The organism is Sphingomonas colocasiae (genome assembly GCF_019880585.1).
Lineage (GTDB): Bacteria > Pseudomonadota > Alphaproteobacteria > Sphingomonadales > Sphingomonadaceae > Sphingobium_A > Sphingobium_A colocasiae.
This window is the reverse complement of the sequence record NZ_JAINVV010000004.1, coordinates 838,907-858,308: the sequence shown is the minus strand read 5'-3', so window position 1 is coordinate 858,308 and position 19,402 is coordinate 838,907. Positions and strand designations below refer to the sequence as shown.

Annotated in this window: 22 protein-coding genes; 15 read left to right on the top strand and 7 right to left on the bottom strand. The window is 65.7% G+C overall.

Features of this window, described 5'->3' with window-relative positions; translation table 11 throughout:
• Nucleotides 1-44: 44 nt before the first annotated feature.
• Both K7G82_RS10415 and radC read right to left on the bottom strand, forming a co-directional pair.
• Complete coding sequence (locus K7G82_RS10415) at nt 45-638, bottom strand: DUF1287 domain-containing protein (RefSeq protein WP_222989770.1); 594 nt, start codon at nt 636-638, stop codon at nt 45-47.
• On the bottom strand, nt 635-1,324 hold the full coding sequence (gene radC / locus K7G82_RS10410) for a RadC family protein (protein ID WP_222989769.1): 690 nt from the start codon (nt 1,322-1,324) through the stop codon (nt 635-637). The genes K7G82_RS10415 and radC overlap by 4 nt, the downstream gene beginning before the upstream one ends.
• A gap of 106 nt (nt 1,325-1,430) precedes the next feature.
• On the opposite strand from radC, the gene K7G82_RS30195 reads away from it, so the two are divergent.
• The 11 genes from K7G82_RS30195 (at nt 1,431) to leuB (ending at nt 12,073) form a co-directional block, all read left to right on the top strand.
• Entirely contained in the window at nt 1,431-4,658 is a 3,228-nt protein-coding gene (locus K7G82_RS30195) for an intermembrane phospholipid transport YdbH family protein (RefSeq protein ID WP_222989768.1), read from the top strand.
• A 47-nt stretch (nt 4,659-4,705) separates the two neighbouring features.
• On the top strand, nt 4,706-4,906 hold the full coding sequence (locus K7G82_RS10400; protein WP_222989767.1) for a YnbE family lipoprotein: 201 nt from the start codon (nt 4,706-4,708) through the stop codon (nt 4,904-4,906).
• Nucleotides 4,906-5,286, top strand: coding sequence for a YdbL family probable chaperone protein (locus K7G82_RS10395; RefSeq protein WP_222989766.1), 381 nt, complete (start codon nt 4,906-4,908; stop codon nt 5,284-5,286). Before K7G82_RS10400 ends, K7G82_RS10395 begins: the two co-directional genes overlap by 1 nt.
• Before the next feature lie 276 nt (nt 5,287-5,562).
• A complete protein-coding gene (locus tag K7G82_RS10390; RefSeq protein ID WP_222989765.1) occupies nt 5,563-5,880 on the top strand; it encodes an AtpZ/AtpI family protein in 318 nt (105 codons plus the stop codon).
• A gap of 39 nt (nt 5,881-5,919) precedes the next feature.
• Entirely contained in the window at nt 5,920-6,705 is a 786-nt protein-coding gene (locus K7G82_RS10385; protein WP_222989764.1) for a F0F1 ATP synthase subunit A, read from the top strand.
• Between the two features lie 44 nt (nt 6,706-6,749).
• Nucleotides 6,750-6,977 (top strand): F0F1 ATP synthase subunit C, encoded by a 228-nt coding sequence (locus K7G82_RS10380; protein ID WP_023839593.1) that lies wholly within the window; start codon nt 6,750-6,752, stop codon nt 6,975-6,977.
• Nucleotides 6,978-7,038: 61 nt separating this feature from the next.
• Nucleotides 7,039-7,533 carry a F0F1 ATP synthase subunit B family protein gene (locus K7G82_RS10375; protein WP_222989763.1) on the top strand — a complete coding sequence of 165 codons (495 nt, stop codon included), beginning with the start codon at nt 7,039-7,041 and terminating at the stop codon, nt 7,531-7,533.
• Nucleotides 7,526-8,140, top strand: a complete 615-nt coding sequence (locus K7G82_RS10370; protein WP_222989762.1) for a F0F1 ATP synthase subunit B family protein — start codon at nt 7,526-7,528, stop codon at nt 8,138-8,140. The genes K7G82_RS10375 and K7G82_RS10370 overlap by 8 nt, the downstream gene beginning before the upstream one ends.
• 209 nt (nt 8,141-8,349) lie before the next feature.
• Nucleotides 8,350-10,272, top strand: coding sequence for an excinuclease ABC subunit UvrC (gene uvrC / locus K7G82_RS10365; RefSeq protein WP_222989761.1), 1,923 nt, complete (start codon nt 8,350-8,352; stop codon nt 10,270-10,272).
• Between the two features lie 2 nt (nt 10,273-10,274).
• Complete coding sequence (gene recO / locus K7G82_RS10360) at nt 10,275-10,886, top strand: DNA repair protein RecO (protein ID WP_222989760.1); 612 nt, start codon at nt 10,275-10,277, stop codon at nt 10,884-10,886.
• A gap of 146 nt (nt 10,887-11,032) precedes the next feature.
• Entirely contained in the window at nt 11,033-12,073 is a 1,041-nt protein-coding gene (gene leuB / locus K7G82_RS10355; RefSeq protein WP_222989759.1) for a 3-isopropylmalate dehydrogenase, read from the top strand.
• Nucleotides 12,074-12,173: 100 nt separating this feature from the next.
• Here leuB and dnaJ read toward each other — a convergent pair whose 3' ends face one another.
• Both dnaJ and dnaK read right to left on the bottom strand, forming a co-directional pair.
• Nucleotides 12,174-13,295, bottom strand: a complete 1,122-nt coding sequence (gene dnaJ, locus K7G82_RS10350) for a molecular chaperone DnaJ (RefSeq protein ID WP_222989758.1) — start codon at nt 13,293-13,295, stop codon at nt 12,174-12,176.
• A 69-nt stretch (nt 13,296-13,364) separates the two neighbouring features.
• A complete protein-coding gene (dnaK, locus tag K7G82_RS10345; protein ID WP_222989757.1) occupies nt 13,365-15,269 on the bottom strand; it encodes a molecular chaperone DnaK in 1,905 nt (634 codons plus the stop codon).
• 153 nt (nt 15,270-15,422) lie between these two features.
• On the opposite strand from dnaK, the gene K7G82_RS10340 reads away from it, so the two are divergent.
• Complete coding sequence (locus tag K7G82_RS10340) at nt 15,423-15,875, top strand: copper chaperone PCu(A)C (RefSeq protein ID WP_222989756.1); 453 nt, start codon at nt 15,423-15,425, stop codon at nt 15,873-15,875.
• Nucleotides 15,872-16,333 (top strand): vgr related protein, encoded by a 462-nt coding sequence (locus tag K7G82_RS10335; RefSeq protein ID WP_222989755.1) that lies wholly within the window; start codon nt 15,872-15,874, stop codon nt 16,331-16,333. The genes K7G82_RS10340 and K7G82_RS10335 overlap by 4 nt, the downstream gene beginning before the upstream one ends.
• A gap of 9 nt (nt 16,334-16,342) precedes the next feature.
• Here the strand turns inward: K7G82_RS10335 and K7G82_RS10330 are convergent, their stop codons facing one another.
• Nucleotides 16,343-16,627: an HNH endonuclease gene (locus K7G82_RS10330; protein WP_222989754.1), complete on the bottom strand. Its 285-nt coding sequence runs from the start codon at nt 16,625-16,627 to the stop codon at nt 16,343-16,345.
• 44 nt (nt 16,628-16,671) lie between these two features.
• On the opposite strand from K7G82_RS10330, the gene K7G82_RS10325 reads away from it, so the two are divergent.
• Both K7G82_RS10325 and K7G82_RS10320 read left to right on the top strand, forming a co-directional pair.
• A complete protein-coding gene (locus K7G82_RS10325) occupies nt 16,672-17,115 on the top strand; it encodes a PH domain-containing protein (protein WP_222989753.1) in 444 nt (147 codons plus the stop codon).
• A 57-nt stretch (nt 17,116-17,172) separates the two neighbouring features.
• A complete protein-coding gene (locus tag K7G82_RS10320; protein WP_222989752.1) occupies nt 17,173-17,598 on the top strand; it encodes a hypothetical protein in 426 nt (141 codons plus the stop codon).
• Nucleotides 17,599-17,613: 15 nt separating this feature from the next.
• Here the strand turns inward: K7G82_RS10320 and grpE are convergent, their stop codons facing one another.
• Together grpE and hrcA are read right to left on the bottom strand one after the other, a co-directional pair.
• Nucleotides 17,614-18,174, bottom strand: a complete 561-nt coding sequence (gene grpE, locus K7G82_RS10315) for a nucleotide exchange factor GrpE (protein WP_222989751.1) — start codon at nt 18,172-18,174, stop codon at nt 17,614-17,616.
• On the bottom strand, nt 18,171-19,214 hold the full coding sequence (gene hrcA / locus K7G82_RS10310; protein WP_222989750.1) for a heat-inducible transcriptional repressor HrcA: 1,044 nt from the start codon (nt 19,212-19,214) through the stop codon (nt 18,171-18,173). Before hrcA ends, grpE begins: the two co-directional genes overlap by 4 nt.
• Between the last annotated feature and the right edge of the window lie 188 nt (nt 19,215-19,402).

The following is a 19,402-nucleotide window of genomic DNA, read 5'->3' as shown; positions in this document are numbered from 1 at the left end:
GGCCGACGGGCGGTTTCCGGCGACGGGAACCGCCCGTTTCCGTTTCAGGCAACCAGCCCCCAACGATATCGGCCGGTGATCCTGTGATCGCCGAGCGCGTCTTCCTCGCGCGCACCCGCACCGATATTGTGGATGACGAGCCAACCGTTCGCGCCACGCCGATCAGAAACCAGGCCGATATGCGGCAGCCGCCCATCGATCAGGCTGGTGAAGATGTCACCCGGCCGCCAACCGGCCGAATCACGCGGGATCGGAAGCGCCGCGCCCTTGCGCGCCAGCCAGGTCCGCAAATTCGGCACGCGGCGATGATCGATGCTGCGATCCGGCCCGCGCAGCCCCCATAGTTTCGGATAGGCAGCAAAGGCCGCCCGCAAGTCGGCATTGACCAGAGATTGAAGATCGAGCGCGAAGGCATCGCGATAGGCGCGAACGATCACATCGGTGCACACGCCCTTCGCCCTGGGCACGTCACCATTGGGAAATGGCAGCGTCGTATAGGCAGGATCATAATGGAGCGTAACGCCAACCTGCCGCCGTGCAGCGCCAATCAGCCGCGCCGCCGTCCGCTCCGGCGACTGGGCGTTCGCGGGAAGCGCGAAGATCGCCCCCAGCCCGGCGAGGAGATCGCGACGCCTCACATCAGGCCCAGCGCGCGCAGGCTGGCATGGCCCTGCGTGCCGACAATCACATGATCATGCACGGCGATGCCGAGGCCGCGCCCTGCCTCGACGATCTCGCGCGTCAGCGCGATATCCTGCCGGCTGGGCGACGGATCGCCGCTCGGATGATTGTGCACCAGGATGATCGCGGCGGAGCCGAGATCGATCGCGCGGCGGATCACTTCGCGAACATGGACCGCCGCTTCGTTGATCGATCCCTCGCTCATCAGTTCGTCGCGGATCAGAAGGTTGCGGCTGTTGAGGTGGAGCACGCGGACCCGCTCGATCATCGCGTGCGCCATGTCCGCGCGCAGATAGTCGAGCAGCGCCTGCCAGCTTCCCAGCACCGGCCGATCGACGATCTCGGCGCGGAGCAGACGAACCGCCGTCGCCTGGACGATCTTGATCGCGGCGACGGCGCCTTCGCCGACACCATCGATGCGCGCGAGCGCCTCGGCATCGGCGGCGAAAAGCCCGCCCATGCCGCCGAATTCCTTCAACAGCCGCTTGGCGAGCGGCTTGGTGTCGCGGCGGGGAATCGCGGTCGTCAGCAGATATTCCACGATCTCGTGGTCGAGCAGCGCTTCCCCGCCCCCTTGCAGCAACCGCTTGCGCAGCCGCGCGCGATGCCCCGTGCCGCCATGATCGCTTCCGCCTTCGTTCATCGGGGCACGCTATCCCACGATATGCGTTGCCACAATTGCGCGATCACGATTGCGGCCTATTCTGGCGGTGGCGCGTTGTGACGATGTCGACGGGGCAGGTGGCCGGGTGAACGAGAGTGAAGAACGCGCAGCAGCGGAGGTGCCGAAACGCCGGCGCGCGCGGCGCGTCGCGCTCGCGACCGGCGCGATTCTGCTCGTTGCGATCGCCCTGGCCTGGACGCAGCGCAAACCCATCGCCGACAGTTTCGTGGCCGATGCGCTGGAACAGCGCGGCGTTTCCGCGCGCTACGAGATCGCGGAAATCGGCTTTCGTACGCAGCGGCTGGAAAAGATCAGTATCGGCGATCCCGCCCATCCGGACCTGACCGCCGATTGGGCCGAGATATTGATCGCGATTCGTGGCGGCGGCCCGACCGTGACCGGCGTTCGTGCAGGCGGCGTGCGGTTGCGCGGACGGCTGATCGACGGGACGGTTTCTTTCGGCAGCATCGACCGATTGCTGCCCGCCCCTTCAGGCAAGCCCTTCGCGCTGCCCGATCTCGATCTCGACCTGAACGACGCGCGGATGCGACTCGATCTGCCCAACGGCCCGGTTGGCCTCAAGCTCGACGGACGCGGCAATCTGACGGGCGGCTTCCGCGGCAAGCTGGCGGCGGTTGCCCCCGAACTGACGATCGGCAACTGTCCGTTGCGCGGCGCGACCGCCTGGCTCGACCTGTCGGTGACCGACAAGGCGCCACATGTCGTCGGCCCCGTGCGTGCCGCCGGTTTCGCCTGTCCGGATGCGAAGCTCGATCTGGCTAGGCCGCAAGCGCGGGTCGATGCGGTGCTCAACGAAGCCTTGAATCGATGGAAAGGCGCGATGCAGCTCGACCTGCCGCACGCGACGCTGGGCGCAAATCGGCTCGACGGCGTCAACGGCACGGTCGCTTTCGATGGCGGCCGCGCGCGCACCGGCGGCGATCTGCGGATTGCCGCGAAGGCGCTGGCGGTTCCCGGCGGATCGGGACAGGGCCTGACGCTCACCGGCGCCTATCGCATCGGCAATACGCCGCGTGGTTTCCAGATCGGCCTGGGCGGCAAGGTGGCGGTGGACAATGCCGCGCTCGATCGCGCCACGCTGGCGCGACTGGCGTCGCTGGGCGGGACAGCCAAGGGCACCCCCGTCGCCCCCCTCGCCGCCGCGCTGGCCGAAGCGGCGGGACGCGCCGGCGCGGGCATGCGGCTCTCCGGGGACTTCACGGTTGCCCAGCTCGGAGACACGGGCTCGCTTCAACTCAATGCGCTCGACGCGGCCAGCCGGAGCGGCGCACGGCTCACCATGGCCGGGGGCGTGAAGATCGGCTGGCCCGCCGGACTCCCGCAGGTCAACGGCCGCCTGAACCTCGTGGGCGGCGGCTTTCCCCAAACCGTCATCGACCTTGCCCAACCCGCTGCCGGCGCTCCCATTCGCGGCAATGCGACGATCGCTCCCTTCGCCTCGGGCGGCGCCCGGCTGGCGTTGAACAGGATCGATTTCACCGCCGACCCCCACGGCGGAACGCGGTTCGCGACGCGCGTGACGCTGGACGGTCCACTGGCGGACGGGCGCGTCACCGGGCTCACCCTGCCGCTTGCGGGTCACATCGATGCCCGTGGCGGCTTCGCGCTCAATCCCGGCTGCGCACCGCTCGGCCTGACCGCGCTCAAGGCGGCGGGGCTCACCCTGGGCGCCACACGGCTGACGCTGTGCCCGATCGAAGGCCAGGCGCTGTTCGCGCGCAGCGCCGGCGGCGGCATGAGCGGCGGCGCCCGCATCGCCGCGCCAAGGCTGTCGGGCCGGTTGGGCGACAGCCCGATCGAGATCGCCGCCGCCGATGCGCGCCTGGCGCTCCGCGCCGGCACGCTCGGCGCACAGGATGTCGCGATCCGGCTCGGCGCGCCGGACCGGGCGACGCGGCTGGATATCGGCATATTGGAAGGCCGCATCGGCGGTTCGGGAATGGCCGGACGCTTCGATCGGCTGGGCGGCCAGATCGGCAATGTTCCGCTGATCGTGTCCGAAGCGGCTGGCAACTGGCGGTTCGCTGACGGAGCGCTCAAGCTCGACGGCCGTCTGAGGGTTGCGGACACTGCCTCAACACCACGATTCAACCCGTTGATTTCGGATGATTTCAACCTCAGCCTGATCGACGGAAAAATCGCCGCGAGCGGATTGCTGCGCGAACCCGCGGGGCGAACGCCGGTCACCGCCGTCACGATCGCGCATGATCTGTCGGCCGGAACCGGACAGGCCGTTCTCGACGTTCCGGAGCTCCGCTTCGGCAAGACGCTCCAGCCCGATGCGCTGACGCATCTGGCGTTCGGTGTGGTCGCGAATGTCGACGCGCTGGTCAGCGGCCGCGGCGAAATCCGCTGGACGCCGGATGGCGTGACGAGCGACGGCGTTTTCCGCACAAGCGGCGCCAGTCTCGCGGCCGCGTTCGGCCCCGTTTCCAATCTCAGCGGCGAAATCCGGTTCACCGACCTGCTCGGCCTGGTGACGGCACCGGGCCAGTCGGTCTCGATCGGCGAGGTCAATCCCGGCCTGCCGGTCACCAACGGCGTACTCCGCTACCATCTGCTTCCCAACCAGCAGGTCGCGATCGAGGGTGGCGAATGGCCGTTCGCGAGCGGGCGGCTGACGCTGGATCCCACCATTCTCGATCTGGGCGCGGCCAAGCCCCGCTACCTGACCTTCCGGGTCAGCGGCATGGACGCCGCTGCTTTCCTCCAGGGCTTCGATTTCGAGAATATCAACGCCACCGGCATCTTCGACGGCGTATTGCCGATCGTCTTCGACGAAAAGGGCGGCCGGATCGTCGACGGGCGGCTGACCGTGCGCGAGGGCGGCGGATCGCTCGCCTATGTCGGCCAGCTCACGCAGGAGGATCTCGGCAATTGGGGCAATATCGCTTTCCAGGCGTTGCGCGCGGTCCGTTACCGTTCGCTGGAGGTCATCCTCAACGGCGACCTCGATGGCGAGATGGTCACCCAGGTGCGATTTGCCGGACTGGGCCAGGGCGAGGGCACCAAGCAGAATTTCATCACGCGCAAGATCGCGGCACTGCCGATCCGCTTCAACGTCACGATTCGCGCGCCGTTCCGGCAACTGCTTTTCTCCGCGCGCTCGCTTTACGATCCCACGCTGCTGATCGAGCAGAATCTGCCGGCGCTGCTCGATGCGCAGAAGGCGCGCACGCAAACGGCCCCGCCCCAACCCACTTCACCCCAGCCAGCTCCACCCCAGGCCGACAGCCCTCCGCCGCGCGGGCAAATGGCCGTTCAGCCTCCCGAAAGCGAAAACAAGCGATGAAGAATGCGATGTTGACCGAGGGACCGCACGGTGAGATTCCCCCTGATATGGGGAAGACAACCGGATCGGTGATCGCCTTGGGCCTGACGTTGGCGGCTGTGTGCGCGGGCCTTGCGGGCTGCGTGACGCTTCAGGCGCCCGACAAGCCCATCGAGATCAACCTGAATATCAACATCAAGCAGGAAGTGGTCTATCGTCTCGATGGCGAGGCGAAGAACCTCATCAAGCAGGAAGCGGACATATTCTGATGAAGCGCATCACTCTGATCGGCCTCGGCCTCTCCATCGCCCTCGCGGCGGCGGCGGGCACTGCTTATGCGCAGCGCGACCCCGCCTATGAAGCCGCGCGCGCCGCCGGCAAGGTCGGAGAGAAGGTGGACGGCTATCTCGGCGTCGTCGGCGGCCAGGGCGCCGATATCGAGGCGCTGGTCCGCGACATCAATATCAAGCGCAAGGCCGCCTATACGGCGAAAGCCGGATCGACGGGCTCGACGATCGAGCAGTTCGCCTTCACCACGGGCTGCAACCTGATCGCCAACACCAAGCCGGGCGAGAAGTATCAGGCGCCCGACGGCAGCTGGCAGACGCGCGGCGGCGGCGCACCGCAGCGCGATGGCCGCTGCGTATAAGCGGCGGCGATTCGATGGAAACCGGCCCGCCATTCCGATGGGGGCCGGAATCCGGACGAAACGCTGCCATATGAGCCAACGGCGGAGATTCGCCGATTAGGCCCCGATTACGGATAATGCCGGAATTTCATGGGATTCGCGGCGGATTCCGCCTTCCCCTCCACTACGGTTGACTTCGCCCCACCCCCTCCCTAAACGGGCCGCGCCTTGGCGGGTTCGCTCGTCTTTCATGCTTTGTCGATCGTCCGGAAAGCCTCGGCTCAAGGAGGAACGCGCATGGCGGAACGCGAATCCGGGCAAGACCCAATCGGCGAGAATGCGCGACTCCAGTCCCTCGATGAGCGGCTGAAGCGCGCGCAGCACGACGAAGCGGTCAGAACCGGCGTTGCACAAAAGGGCCAGGACGAAAGCTATCGTCTCGGCAACCGGGTGCTGGCGGAACTGATCGGGGGCATTGCTGGCGGCGCGCTGATCGGCTGGGTCATAGACCGTTTTGCCGGTACGTCGCCCTGGGGCCTGCTGGTGATGATGTTCTTCGGGATCATCGTCTCCTTCAGAAACATCGTCAGGATTTCGAACCAGCGCCCGAAGTGACATTTCGGGCGCTTTGGTCGCAGGATTTTGGGGTTTTTCGTGGCCGAGCCAGGTAAAGTCGATCCGATGCATCAGTTTACGATCGAGCCGTTGTTCGGCACCGATCATCTGTCCATCGCCGGCTATAATATCGCATTCACCAATTCAGCGCTCTGGATGGCGATCACCGCCGTCGTGCTGTGGGTGTTCATGCTGGGCGGAATGAAGCGCCAGCTCGTTCCCGGCCGCTGGCAGATGGCGGTCGAGAGCATGACCGGTTTCATCGATTCGATGCTGGCGGCCAATATCGGCCCCGCAGGGCGCAAATATGTGCCCTACATCTTCTCGATCTTCATGTTCATTCTGTTCGCCAACCTGCTGGGATTGCTTCCCCTCGGCCTGTTCGGCATCCACCCCTTCACCTTCACCAGCCACTTCACCGTCACCGGCGTGCTCGCGATCATGAGCTTCTCGATCGTGCTCATCGTCGGCTTCTGGCGGCACGGCCTCCACTTCTTCTCGCTGTTCGTGCCGCACGGCACGCCGATCTGGCTGATGTGGCTGATCCCGGTGATCGAGCTGATCTCGTTCCTCGTCCGCCCGTTCAGCCTTGGCCTGCGACTCTTCGTCGCGATGATGGCCGGCCACGTGCTGCTCGAGGTGCTTTCCAGCTTCGTGATCGACAGCGCCAATGCCGGTGCCGCCTATGGCGTGCTGATCGGCGGCCCCAGCTTCATCCTGATGATCGCGATCTGCGCCCTGGAAGTGCTGGTCGCCGGCATCCAGGCCTATGTCTTCGCTCTGCTGACGTCGCTGTACCTCAACGACGCAGAGAATCTTCACTGAGTTTTCAACCCACTGTCATTTGAATTTACGAAGGGAGTTTAGAAATGGACGCAGAAGCAGCAAAGCTCGTCGGTGCCGGCCTGGCAGCCATCGGTGCGGGCATGGCCGCGATCGGCGTGGGCAACGTGTTCGGCTCGTTCCTCGAGAGCGCGCTCCGCAATCCCGCCGCCGCGGACGGCCAGCAGGGTCGCCTGTTCATCGGCTTCGCCGCTGCCGAACTTCTCGGCCTGCTGGCGTTCGTCGTTGCGATGATCCTGATCTTCGTCGCCTGATCACGACGACTCAATCCCTCCGCCCGGCCCCGGCCGGGCGGCAGGACAGGATACAGGTGCAATGCCCCAGATAGCTCAGCTCGCCGCGACCTATTCATCGCAGATCTTCTGGCTGCTGCTGACCTTCGGCTTCGTCTTCTTCGTGATCGGCCTCGGCATGGTGCCGAAGATCCAGGGGACCGTGGACCGCAGGGATCGGCAGATCGCGGACGATCTCGCGGCCGCCGAACGCGCCCGCCAGGAAGCGGACGCGCAGGACGAAGCCTATCGGGCGAAGGCGGAAGCCAGCCGCGCCGAGGCGCTGAAGCTGACTCAGGCCGCCAAGGCCGATGCGACCGCGGAGTCCGACAAGACCCTCGCCAAGGCGGATGCCGAATCGGCAGAGGCCCTGTCGGCCGCCGAAGCCCGCATCGCCGCGGCAACCGCTCAGGCGCTCGGTGAAATCGAGTCCGTCGCGGCCGAAGCCGCGCAGGACATGGTCGCCAAGCTTTCGGGCGCCAAGGTCAACGCGGCGGATGCCGCCAAGGCAGTAAAGGCTGCGCTCGCCAATGGCTGATACCGAAACCAACGGCTCGGCCGAAGTGGCCGCCAACCTGGCGCATGCCGATACCGCCGAGGGCCTGCACGCAGGCACCGAGGCGCACGGCGGCGGCGCGGAACACGCCGTCCCCTCCGCCCTGGGGCTCAATCCCACGGCCTGGGTGGCACTGGCGATGGCGGTGTTCATCGTCATCCTGCTGGTGAAGAAGGTGCCCGCCCTGCTCGGCGGCGCGCTCGACAAGAAGATCGCGGCGATCCGCGAACAGCTTGACGAAGCCAAGGCGCTCCGCGCCGAAGCCGAAGCGCTCCGCGCCGAATATGCCGCCAAGGTGAAGGCCGCCGAATCCGAAGCTGTCGCGATGCGCGAACATGCCGAGGCGGAGGCGCAACAGATCCTGGCCGACGCTCGCACGGCCGCCAAGGACCTCACCGTCCGGCGCGCCCGCATGGCCGAGGACAAGATCGCCGCCACCGAGCGTGCCGCGATCGCCGAGATCCGCGAAAAGACCGTCAACGCCGCCGCCACGGCCGCCGCGACGCTGATCGCACAAGGCCATGGCGCCGCGCAGGACAAGGCGCTTGTCGACCAGACCATTTCGGGGCTGGGCACGCGCCTCAACTGAGCGACAGAGATCGAATCGCAGGGCCCCTGCCGCGCAAGCGGCGGGGGCTTTTGCATTTCAGGCGAGCAGTGCCCGCTTCAATCCTGTGATGTCGCGCCGGTAAAAGCTGGAGCGCTGGCATAAGCGGGCCAACCAAAGCTGTTTGCTGTCGCATCGTTTTTGCGGAAAACCGGTTCCCACTTTTCCGCACGATGCTCTAAATCCCCTCCATGTCCGCCCCCTCTTCTCCCGACCGCTTCAACGAGGAAACCGCCACCTACGCCGTGCGCGGGGCGGAGAAGCCCGATCTGGAGGCCGGCGTCGCGGCGATCCGCAACGTGCTGAAGACGCTGCCGTCGCGTCCGGGTGTCTATCGCATGCTCGATGCGCGCGGCGACGTCCTGTATGTCGGCAAGGCGCGTTCGCTCAAGAACCGGGTAACCAACTATACCCAGGCGGCGCGGCTCTCGATCCGGCTGAAGCGGATGGTGGCGCAGACGCGGTCGATGACGATCGTCACGACCAACAACGAAGCGGAAGCGCTGCTGCTCGAAGCGCAACTCATCAAGCGGTATCGCCCCGCCTATAATGTGCTGCTGCGCGACGACAAAAGCTTCCCCTTCATCCTGTTGCGCGCCGATCACGGCTTTCCGCGCATCCAGAAGCATCGCGGCGCGCGCAAGATCAAGGGCGACTATTTCGGCCCGTTCGCCAGCGCCGGCGAGGTCGGCCGCACGCTCAATGCGCTGCAGAAGCTGTTCCTGCTGCGCAGCTGCACCGACAGCTTCTTCTCCAATCGCGACCGCCCCTGCCTGCTCTACCAGATCAAGCGCTGCTCGGCGCCCTGCGTGGGGCGCATCAGCGAGGAGGATTATGCCGAGCTGGTCGCGGATGCGCGCGATTTCCTGTCCGGCAAGTCGACCAAGGTCCAAGCCAAGCTGGCCGACGCGATGCAGACCGCCAGCGGCAACATGGATTTCGAGATGGCCGCGGTCTATCGCGACCGGCTGAAGGCACTGACCTTCATCCAGGGCAGCCAGGCCGTGAATGCGGACGGTGTCGGCGATGCCGATATCTTCGCGCTCGCCTGCAAGGGCGGCACGATGTGCATCCAGGCCTTCTTCATTCGCGGCGGACAGAATTGGGGCCATCGCAGCTTCTTCCCCGCCCACACCAACGACGTACCCGAGGATGAGGTGCTGACCAGCTTCCTGGTGCAGTTCTACGAGGATGTGCCGCCGCCGCGCACCATCCTGCTCGATCGCACGCTCAGCGAGAGCGAATTGCTCGCCGAGGCGCTGGGCGAAGCGGCGGGAGGCAAGGTGACGATCGCGGTGCCGCAGCGCGGCGACCGCGTGCGGCTGATCAAGCAGGCGAAGCGCAACGCGGAGGAAGCGCTCGATCGCCATCTCGCCGAAAGCACCACCCAGGCCAAGGTCTTCCGCGAAATGGCCGAACTGTTCGAGCTCGACGGACCGCCGGACCGCATCGAGATCTACGACAACAGCCATATCCAGGGCACCAACGCAGTCGGTGCGATGGTCGTCGCGGGGCCGGAGGGCTTCCGCAAGGGCGCCTATCGCAAGTTCAACATCAAGCGCCCCGAGACCGTGCCCGGCGATGATTTCGCGATGATGCGTGAAGTGATGGAGCGCCGGTTCGGTCGCGCCCAGCGCGAGGATCCCGATCGCGAGGGCAAGGAATGGCCCGATCTGGTGCTGATCGACGGCGGCAAGGGACAGGTCAGCGCGGTCAAGGCGATCCTCGACGAACTCGGGATCGAGGACGTGCCCTTCATCGGCGTCTCCAAGGGGCCGGACCGCAATGCCGGCCGTGAAACCTTCCATTTTCCTGACGGCCGTGAATTCACCCTGCCCGTGAACGCGCCGGTGATGTTCCATCTCCAGCGGCTGCGTGACGAGGCGCATCGCTTCGCGATCGGCGCGCATCGGCAGAAACGCGCCAAGGCGATCGGCGTGAGCTCTCTCGACGATGTTCCCGGGATCGGCCCCGCGCGCAAGCGCGCGCTGCTGCTGCATTTCGGCACGGCGCGCGCGGTGCGCAACGCGGCGCTCGAGGACCTGCAAAAGGCGCCCGGCGTCTCCAGGGCGATGGCGCAGGGCATCTACGACTTCTTCCACGGCGGGCGCTGAGCATGCACGTCCGTGCCCGCGCGATCATCTGTGCGGTGCGGGCGCATGGCGAACATGGCGCGATCGTGCGGGCGCTGACCCCCGATGACGGGCTGCTCGCCGGCTATGTCCGCGGCGGGCGATCGCGGACGATGCGGCCGGTGCTGATGCCGTCGAACGTCGTCGTCGCCGAGTTCCGCGCGCGGACCGAGGATCAACTCGCCGGATTGACCGTCGAACTCGTCCATAGTCGCGCACCGCTGATGAGCGAACCGCTCGCCGCCGCCGCGCTCGACTGGGCGACCGCGCTGAGCGCGAGCGCCTTGCCGGAAGGACTTGGCGACGCGCCGATGTTCCAGGCGCTGGAGGGCGTTCTCGATGCGATCGAGGCCGCCCCCTCCGCGCGCGGCTGGGCGCGCGCGCTGGTGCTGTTCGAAGCGCTGGTGCTCGCCCGGCTGGGGCTGGGGCCATCAGCGACCGCCCGCCTCGACGACGATGCGCAATGGCCTGCGATCCTCGCCGCGCTCGCCGATACCGGCCGGCAGCTCGACGCCCATATCTTCGCAGAACGCAGGGTCGACGTCATGGCGGCGCGCGATCGCCTGACCGAACGGCTCAAAAGGACGGTTGCGTAACCCGGGCCATCCGGGCATTGGCGGCGCGACCCACCTGCTCCGTTCATCCCGAACCTGCCGCAGGGCGCCGCCCCGCCGATATCGGATCGCCGGGAACAGGGCCTCAGCAGGTTCGATCCGAACGGCCTTTTTGAAAGATCGTGCCGATGCTGATCGCCTTGTTGCCCGGAGATGGAATTGGCCCTGAAGTGATCGCGCAGGCGGTGCGCGTGCTCGATGCGGCGGGATGTGGACTGACCTTCGAAACGGCACCCGTGGGCGGTGCGGCGTACAAGGCGGCCGGCCATCCGCTGCCGGCGTCGACGCTCGATCTGGCGCGGCGCGCCGATGCGATCCTGTTCGGCGCGGTCGGCGATCCCGAATGCGATGCGCTGGAACGCCATCTGCGCCCCGAACAGGCGATCCTGGGCCTGCGCAAGGAACTGGGCCTGTTCGCCAATCTGCGGCCGGTGAAGCTGTTCGCCGATCTGGCGGATGCCTCCACGCTCCGCCCCGACGTGGCGCGCGGCATCGACATGGTGATCGTCCGCGAACTCAACGGCGACGTCTATTTCGGCGAGAAGGCGATGCGCACCACCCCGGAGGGACTGCGCGAGGGCTATGACGTGATGTCGTACGACGAAGGCGAAGTCCGCCGCATCGCGCATAGCGGCTTCCAGACGGCCCGCGCGCGACGCGGCAAGCTATGCTCGGTCGACAAGGCCAATGTCCTCGAAACCTCGCAGCTCTGGCGCGACGTGGTGATCGAGGTCGCGGCGGACTATCCCGACGTCGCGCTCAGCCACATGTATGTCGACAATGCCGCGATGCAGATCGTGCGCGATCCCGCGCAGTTCGATGTGATCGTCACCGGCAATCTGTTCGGCGACATCCTCTCCGATCTGGCGAGCATGTGCGCGGGCTCGATCGGCATGCTGCCCTCGGCCGCGCTCGATACGTCGAGCAAGGGCCTGTACGAACCCATCCACGGCAGCGCACCGGACATTGCCGGCCAGGGCAAGGCCAATCCGCTGGCGACGATCCTTTCCGCCGCGATGATGCTGCGCTATTCGCTGGACATGGCCGAAGCCGCCGACCGGATCGAAGCCGCCGTCGCGGGCGCGCTGGCAAGCGGTGCCCGCACACCCGACCTGGGCGGCGCGATGGACACCGCTGCCATGGGCGACGCGGTGATCGCGGCATTGTAAAAGACGTCATTCCGGCGAAAGCCGGAATCTCTTGCGCAAAAGTCCAAGAAGATTCCGGCTTTCGCCGGAATGACGCCTATTCTGTGATGTCAGGAGCGAGCTACAGCTCGTCCCACATCGTCTTGAGCTTCGAGAAGAAGCCCGTCGATTGCGGGCATTCCTCGCCGGTCTCGGTCTCGCGGAACTCTTCCAGCAACTCCTTCTGGCGCGCGGAGAGGCGCGTCGGCGTTTCCACGTCGATCTGCACGACCATGTCGCCATTGCCCCTGCCCTGCAGCACCGGCATGCCCGCGCCGCGTTGGCGCAACTGCTTGCCGGACTGGATGCCGGCGGGAATGCGGATCTCGTGATCCACCTTGTCGAGGCCGGGCACGGTGATCGAGCCGCCGAGCGCGGCGGTCGTGAAGCTGATCGGCGCGCGCGCGAACAGGGTGGTGCCTTCGCGCTGGAACACCGGGTGACGCTTCACATGGATGAAGATGTAGAGATCGCCAGCAGGCGCGCCGCGCGCGCCCGCCTCGCCCTCACCCGACAGGCGGATCCGCGTGCCTTCGTCGACGCCCGCCGGAATATTGACCTCCAGCGTCTTCTGGCGATCGACCCGGCCTTCGCCACGGCATGACGCACAGGGTTCGGCGATCACCTGCCCCGCGCCATGACAGGCCGGGCAGGTCCGTTCGACCACGAAGAAGCCCTGCTGCGCGCGAACCTGTCCGCGCCCGCCGCACTGGCTGCAGGTATGGATACTGGTGCCCGGCTTGGCGCCCGATCCGCTGCACGGTTCGCACTGAGCCGACACGTCGAGCGCCACGCTGGTGCGCTTGCCGTGATAGGCTTCCTCCAGGCTGATCTCCAGATCGTAGCGCAGATCCGCGCCGCGACGCGCCTGCTGGCGCTGGTTACCGCCGCCGAAGCCGGCGCCGAAGATCGTCTCGAAGATATCGCTGAAACCTTCGAAGCCGGCGCCCGGACCGGCCCCGCCGCCGCCGCCATTCTGGAAGGCGGCATGGCCGAACCGATCATAGGCGGCGCGCTTCTGCGGATCCTTCAGGCAGTCATAGGCTTCGCTGATCGCCTTGAACTTGCCCTCGGCATCCTTGCATCCGCCATTCTTGTCCGGATGATATTGCATCGCCAGCCGGCGATAGGACGACTTGATCCTGGCGTCGTCCGCCGTCCGCTCGACTTCGAGCAGTTCATAATAATCGACTTGACCGCTCATGCCGCCCCCGGCGCGATGCCCCTCCCCCGCATGCGGGGGAGGGTGTTCACGAAGTTCGCCTTCATCGGCTTATGCCTTGTTGTCGTCCACTTCCGAAAATTCGGCATCGACGACGTCGTCGTCCGCCTTGGGCGCATCGCCGTCGGCGGCGGGAGACGCGGCCGAAGCCTGCTCCTTCTCGTAGATCGCCTGGCCGAGCTTCATCGCGACCTGCGCAAGCGCCTGGGCCTTTTCGGTCATCGCGGCACTGTCGCCGCCTTCGACCGCCGACTTGGCTTCGGCGATGGCCGTCTCGATCTCGGACTTGAGCGCCGCATCGACCTTGTCGCCATGCTCCTCGAGCTGGCGCTCGGTCGTATGGATCAGGCTTTCGGCGTTGTTCTTCGCCTCGGCCGCCTCACGGCGCTTCTTGTCTTCCTCGGCGAACTGCTCGGCGTCGCGGACCATCTGATCGATGTCCGAATCGCTGAGACCGCCCGACGCCTGGATCCTGATCTGCTGCTCCTTGCCGGTGCCCTTGTCCTTCGCCGTGACGTTGACGATGCCGTTGGCGTCGATGTCGAAAATGACCTCGATCTGCGGCACGCCGCGCGGCGCCGGCGGAATGCCGACCAGATCGAACTGGCCAAGCATCTTGTTGTCCGCCGCCATTTCGCGCTCGCCCTGGAACACGCGGATCGTGACCGCCTGCTGATTGTCGTCGGCGGTCGAATAGACCTGCGACTTCTTGGTCGGGATCGTCGTGTTGCGGTCGATCATGCGCGTGAACACGCCGCCCAGCGTCTCGATGCCCAGCGACAGCGGAGTCACGTCGAGCAGCAGCACGTCCTTGACGTCGCCCTGGAGCACGCCGGCCTGGATCGCCGCGCCCATCGCGACGACTTCGTCGGGGTTGACGCCCGTGTGCGGTTCCTTGCCGAAAAAGCCCTTCACGACTTCGCGGACCTTGGGCATGCGCGTCATGCCGCCAACGAGCACGACTTCGGCGATCTCGTCGGCCTTCACGCCGGCATCGGCGAGCGCCTTCTTGCAGGGCTCGAGGGTACGCTTGATCAGATCATCGACCAGACGCTCGAGATCGGCGCGCGTGATCGCCTTGACCAGATGCTTGGGGCCATTCTGGTCGGCGGTGATGAAGGGCAGGTTCACTTCGGTGCTCGCAGCCGAACTCAGCTCGATCTTCGCCTTTTCCGAAGCTTCCTTGAGGCGCTGGAGCGCGAGCTTGTCCTTGGTGAGGTCGATCCCCTCGGCCTTTTTGAAATCCTCGGCGAGGAAGGCGACCAGCTTGGCGTCGAAATCCTCGCCGCCCAGGAAGGTATCGCCGTTGGTCGCCTTCACCTCGAAGACGCCGTCGCCGATCTCGAGGATCGAGATGTCGAAGGTGCCGCCGCCAAGATCGTAGACCGCGATGGTCTTGCCGTCCTGCTTCTCGAGACCATAGGCAAGCGCGGCCGCGGTCGGCTCGTTGATGATGCGCAGAACTTCGAGGCCCGCGATCCTGCCGGCATCCTTGGTCGCCTGGCGCTGGGCATCGTTGAAATAGGCCGGAACGGTGATCACCGCCTGGGTCACGGTCTCGCCCAGATAGCTCTCGGCGGTTTCCTTCATCTTCTGCAGCGTGAAGGCGGAGATCTGGCTGGGCGAATAATCCTCGCCGCCGGCCTTCACCCAAGCGTCGCCATTGGGACCCTTCACGATGGTGTAGGGAACCAGTTCGGTGTCCTTGCGCGTCACCGGATCGTCGAAGCGGCGGCCGATCAGGCGCTTCACCGCGAAAACGGTATTGTCAGGATTGGTGACAGCCTGGCGCTTGGCCGGCTGACCGATCAGTCGCTCGCCATCCTTCGCGAACGCCACGATCGAGGGCGTGGTGCGCGCGCCCTCCGCATTTTCGATGACCTTCGGCTTGCCACCTTCCATAACGGCAACGCAGCTGTTCGTTGTGCCGAGATCGATCCCGATAACCTTCGCCATATTCTTCCCTCATACCCCGCATAATCATGTGGACGGCCCGGACCTCGAAAGCATCCGAACCGAAGTAACCCGCGCGATATAGGTGGGCTTTTTCTTGTCGCAAGCATAAGCGGGGAGTAGTTGATCGCTATGTCCCATTCAGGAGCCAAATCGATGCGCCTGCCCGTCGTCGCCGCCGCGCTGTTTTCGGCCCTCGCCCTGTCGAGCTGCGCGAAGGACGAGTATCTCTATATCGACAAGGGATGGGTCAATCTCGCCGCGGTGGATGGTAATCCGGCCGCTGCCTATTTCACGGTTCATGGCGGCCCGCAGGCCGATACGCTGATCGGTGTCAGCTCTCCTGTCGCGATTCGCAGCGAAATGCACGACATGTCGAACGAAGGCGGCGTGATGAAGATGCAGCCGCTCAAATCCGTGCCGATTCCCGCAAAGGGCACGGTCGAATTCGCGCCGGGCGGCAAGCATGTGATGCTTTTCGAACTGCGCCCCAATTACAAGACGGGTGACAAGATCCGGCTCGACTTCACCTTCGCGAGCGGCGAGCAGATCTATATCGAGGCTCTCGCCCAGTCCGCCGGCACGCCCTCGCCGCACGACAAGCATTGACCCGCCGCCCCCTGACTGAGGGCGAGCGCGCGCTTGCCGCATCGGTCTTCGGCAAGGCGATCGATTACTCGCGGGTCACCGTCAATAATCGCAAATGGTGGCCGTTCCAGCCGCAGCGCGTCACCATGGCGCCCGACGGCCATTTATGGTTCCACCCGCAGGGCGGCCGCTATTGCGAGGATTTCGCCTGCGCTGATCTTTCGGCACAGGGCCTGTTCATCCACGAGATGACGCATGTCGCGCAGGCCGCGCATGGCGGGCGCTGGTATCTGCCGCTGATGCGCCATCCCTTTTGCCGCTATGATTACGAGATCGAAGCGGGAAAACCCTTTCACCGCTACGGGATCGAGCAACAGGCGGAAATCGTCCGCCACGCCTTCCTGATGCGCCAGGGCGCCGTGCTCGCGGAGAAGCCGCCACTCGACGTCTATGAAGCGCTGCTGCCTTACAACCGATAATAAACCGGATCACCGCTTCCGTCGAAACGTCGGCGCATGAAAATCGGGCGGCTTGTTCGCGATCCATTTCAGGAATTTCGCGATCCCGCCTTCGGCGCGAAGCGCATCCACCGACGCATAGCTTCGCGCAAGATCGGTATTGCCGAACGATGCGTGGATCGCGCGATGACAGATCGGATGAAGCGCGGCGACTTCACGCCCGCCGCGGCTCTTGGGCACCCAGTGATGCCATTCGATCCGCCGCCCCAGCGGGCGTTCGCACAAGGCGCAGGTTTCGGGAGCGCTTGTGCTCATCGCCTCGACGATACACACTCCGCCCAAGAACAGGGAGATACCCGATGGCTCAACCGCTCGACTCGTTCCGCTCCTCCACCTGGGGCTGGCTGCGCGGCACCCTGCTCGGCTGGTTGACGCTCGCGCTCTGCATCGTCGCGGTCGGTTTCGTCATCATCCTGATCAAATGGATCCAGAACCTCGCCACCACCTATGAGGTGACCGAGGATCGGCTGATCCTGCGCAAGGGCATATTCGTGAAGTCGATCGACGAGATCGAACTCTACCGGGTCAAGGATATCAGGATCGACTTCACGCTGATCAACCAATGGGCAGGCATCGGCACGATCACCGTGCTGTCGAGCGACGAGACGACGCGCGACGCGCCACTCATCATGCCCGATATCGAGAATGCCCAGGCCCGGCGCGAATCGCTGCGCCTGCTCGTCGACACCGCCCGGCAAAAGCGCCGCGTTCGCGAAGTCGACATGGTTCACGAGGATCTCTGATCCCGCAATGTCACATTTCCTCGTCCCCGATCGTCTCGGGCATGAAGGAGACACGGCATGACGATCGATTCCAAGAAACCGGCAACACTGGCGATGACCGGGCTGGCGCTGCTGCTGGGGGCTGCGATGTTGCTCAACGGCATCGCGATGCTGACGGCTCCGCTCGCCTGGTACGGACGCGTGCCCGGCGTGATCCAGACCGGCCCGTTCAACCAGCATTTCATCCGCGATATCGGATTGATCTACGCGATGACGGGGATCGGTTTCGCTCTGGGCGCCGCGATGCCGCGCAACCGTCTGCTGTTATGGAGCGCCGCGACCCTCTTCCTGACGGGCCATGCCCTGTTCCATTTCTGGGAAGTCGCCGTCGGAATCTGTTCAACCGATGCACTTCCGCGCGACTTTGCCGGGGTCACACTCCCGGCATTGATCGGCCTGTCGCTGTCGGGCTGGGCGGCCATGCCGCGCCGAAACGCGGCATGACCATTCGGCCGGCCGTCAGCCCGCTTTCGCCACGCCCACCAGCGCGGGGCGCAGCAGGCGATCCTTGATCATGTAACCCGCCTGCATTTCCTGCACGATCGTGCCGGGCGCGGCGTCCGCGCTCGGAATCTCGACCATCGCCTGGTGGCGATTGGGATCGAGCACTTCACCCAGCGCGGTGATGCGGGTGATGCCGTTGCGTTCGAAAACGCTGGTCAGCTCGCGGCCCGTGGCTTCCAGGCCGGTCACCAGCCCTTTCATCTTGTCATCCTCGCGCAGTTCGGCGGGGATGGCATCGAGCGCGCGCTGCAGATTGTCGGCCACCGACAGAATATCGCGGGCAAAGCCCGTCGCCGCATAAGCACGGGCATCCTGCGCGTCCTTTTCCAGACGGCGGCGGACATTCTGCGTCTCCGCCTGCGCGTAAAGCACCGCCTGCTTCGCTTCCGCCAGATCGCGCTCCAGCTTCACGAGGTCGCCTTCCAGGCCCATCGCCGCGTCATGCTCCTTCACTTCGGGCGCGGCCTCCGCGGTTTCGGTGCGCAGCGTGTCGTCAAGCTTCTGTTCTTCGTTCATCCGATCAATCTCGATAATGTCTGTGCAGTGAAATCCACCATGGGAACCACGCGGGCATAGTTCAAGCGCGTCGGGCCGATCACGCCGACCACACCCACCACGCGTCCGTCCTGCCCGCGATAGGGAGCGGCTATGACCGACGAACCCGATAACGAAAAGAGCTTGTTTTCGGATCCGATGAAGATCCGCGTCGCGGTGCCCTCGCGCGCGCTGTCGAGCAGCCGGGCGATTTCCTCTGCGCTTTCAAGCTCGTCGAGCAACTGGCGGACGCGTTCCAGGTCGGCCGACGCGGCCGCGTCGATCAGATTGGCCTGTCCGCGCACGATCAGCACCGGGCGCCGCGCCGGATCCTCGGACCAGACCGCCAGCCCCCGCGAAACCAGCTCCTGCGACGCCGAATCGAGTGCGGCACGGCCCTGCCCGATCTCGCGCGCGATGCGCATGCGGGCGTCGGACAAGGTCAGTCCCGACAGGCGGGCGTTCATATAGTTCGCCGCCTCGACGAGCGCGACATGGCCCATGCCCGGCGGCAGATCGACCACGCGATTCTCGACCGAACCATCGGCGCCGACGAGCACCGCCAGGGCCTGGGTTTCCGAAAGCGAGACAAAGCCGACCTGCCGAAGCACCGGCTCGCGCTTGGGCACCAGCACCAGCCCGGCACAGGCCGACAAGCCGGACAGAGTGGCCGTCGCGGCCGCCAGCGCTTCCTCGATCGGGCCGCCCCGCTCGACGCGCGATTCGATCGCGGCGCGCTCCTCGGCCGACGGTTCCGCCGCCTGCATCATGCCGTCGACGAACAGGCGCAGGCCGGTTTCGGTGGGCATGCGCCCCGCCGAAGTGTGCGGCGCCGCGAGCAGGCCCAGTTCCTCCAGATCCTGCATGACATTGCGGATCGAGGCTGGAGACAGGCTGAGCGCCGACAATTTCGAGATCGTCCGCGAACCGACCGGCGCGCCGCTTTCCAGATAGCTCTCGACGACGACGCGAAAAATATCGCGCGCGCGGTCGGTCAGTTCTGAAACGGGCGGTGTCGTCATATCCCCGATGTAGGCGCGGCCGGCCCGATGCTCAATCCGCGTCTATTTCCGGGCCAGGACGATCAGCAGCAATCCGGCGGCCGCCATCATCGCGCCGCGCACCGTCCATTCGCGCATACCGATCATGAAACTGTCCGCCGGTCAATGCAGCAGGCCCAGCCCCTGCCCCATCCAGAGCAGCCCGAGCG

What these genes read in the sequence shown, in the direction of transcription:
- K7G82_RS10370 (WP_222989762.1), top strand. Translation starts at nt 7,526, where the DNA reads ATGGCTGATACCGAAACCAACGGCTCGGCCGAAGTGGCCGCCAACCTG.
- recO (WP_222989760.1), top strand. Translation starts at nt 10,275, where the DNA reads ATGCACGTCCGTGCCCGCGCGATCATCTGTGCGGTGCGGGCGCATGGC.
- K7G82_RS10380 (WP_023839593.1), top strand. Translation starts at nt 6,750, where the DNA reads ATGGACGCAGAAGCAGCAAAGCTCGTCGGTGCCGGCCTGGCAGCCATC.
- K7G82_RS10395 (WP_222989766.1), top strand. Translation starts at nt 4,906, where the DNA reads ATGAAGCGCATCACTCTGATCGGCCTCGGCCTCTCCATCGCCCTCGCG.
- K7G82_RS10325 (WP_222989753.1), top strand. Translation starts at nt 16,672, where the DNA reads ATGGCTCAACCGCTCGACTCGTTCCGCTCCTCCACCTGGGGCTGGCTG.
- radC (WP_222989769.1), bottom strand. Translation starts at nt 1,324, where the DNA reads ATGAACGAAGGCGGAAGCGATCATGGCGGCACGGGGCATCGCGCGCGG.
- grpE (WP_222989751.1), bottom strand. Translation starts at nt 18,174, where the DNA reads ATGAACGAAGAACAGAAGCTTGACGACACGCTGCGCACCGAAACCGCG.
- K7G82_RS10340 (WP_222989756.1), top strand. Translation starts at nt 15,423, where the DNA reads ATGCGCCTGCCCGTCGTCGCCGCCGCGCTGTTTTCGGCCCTCGCCCTG.
- hrcA (WP_222989750.1), bottom strand. Translation starts at nt 19,214, where the DNA reads ATGACGACACCGCCCGTTTCAGAACTGACCGACCGCGCGCGCGATATT.
- K7G82_RS10320 (WP_222989752.1), top strand. Translation starts at nt 17,173, where the DNA reads ATGACGATCGATTCCAAGAAACCGGCAACACTGGCGATGACCGGGCTG.
- K7G82_RS10375 (WP_222989763.1), top strand. Translation starts at nt 7,039, where the DNA reads ATGCCCCAGATAGCTCAGCTCGCCGCGACCTATTCATCGCAGATCTTC.
- uvrC (WP_222989761.1), top strand. Translation starts at nt 8,350, where the DNA reads ATGTCCGCCCCCTCTTCTCCCGACCGCTTCAACGAGGAAACCGCCACC.
- K7G82_RS10330 (WP_222989754.1), bottom strand. Translation starts at nt 16,627, where the DNA reads ATGAGCACAAGCGCTCCCGAAACCTGCGCCTTGTGCGAACGCCCGCTG.
- leuB (WP_222989759.1), top strand. Translation starts at nt 11,033, where the DNA reads ATGCTGATCGCCTTGTTGCCCGGAGATGGAATTGGCCCTGAAGTGATC.
- K7G82_RS10400 (WP_222989767.1), top strand. Translation starts at nt 4,706, where the DNA reads ATGGGGAAGACAACCGGATCGGTGATCGCCTTGGGCCTGACGTTGGCG.
- dnaJ (WP_222989758.1), bottom strand. Translation starts at nt 13,295, where the DNA reads ATGAGCGGTCAAGTCGATTATTATGAACTGCTCGAAGTCGAGCGGACG.
- K7G82_RS10390 (WP_222989765.1), top strand. Translation starts at nt 5,563, where the DNA reads ATGGCGGAACGCGAATCCGGGCAAGACCCAATCGGCGAGAATGCGCGA.
- dnaK (WP_222989757.1), bottom strand. Translation starts at nt 15,269, where the DNA reads ATGGCGAAGGTTATCGGGATCGATCTCGGCACAACGAACAGCTGCGTT.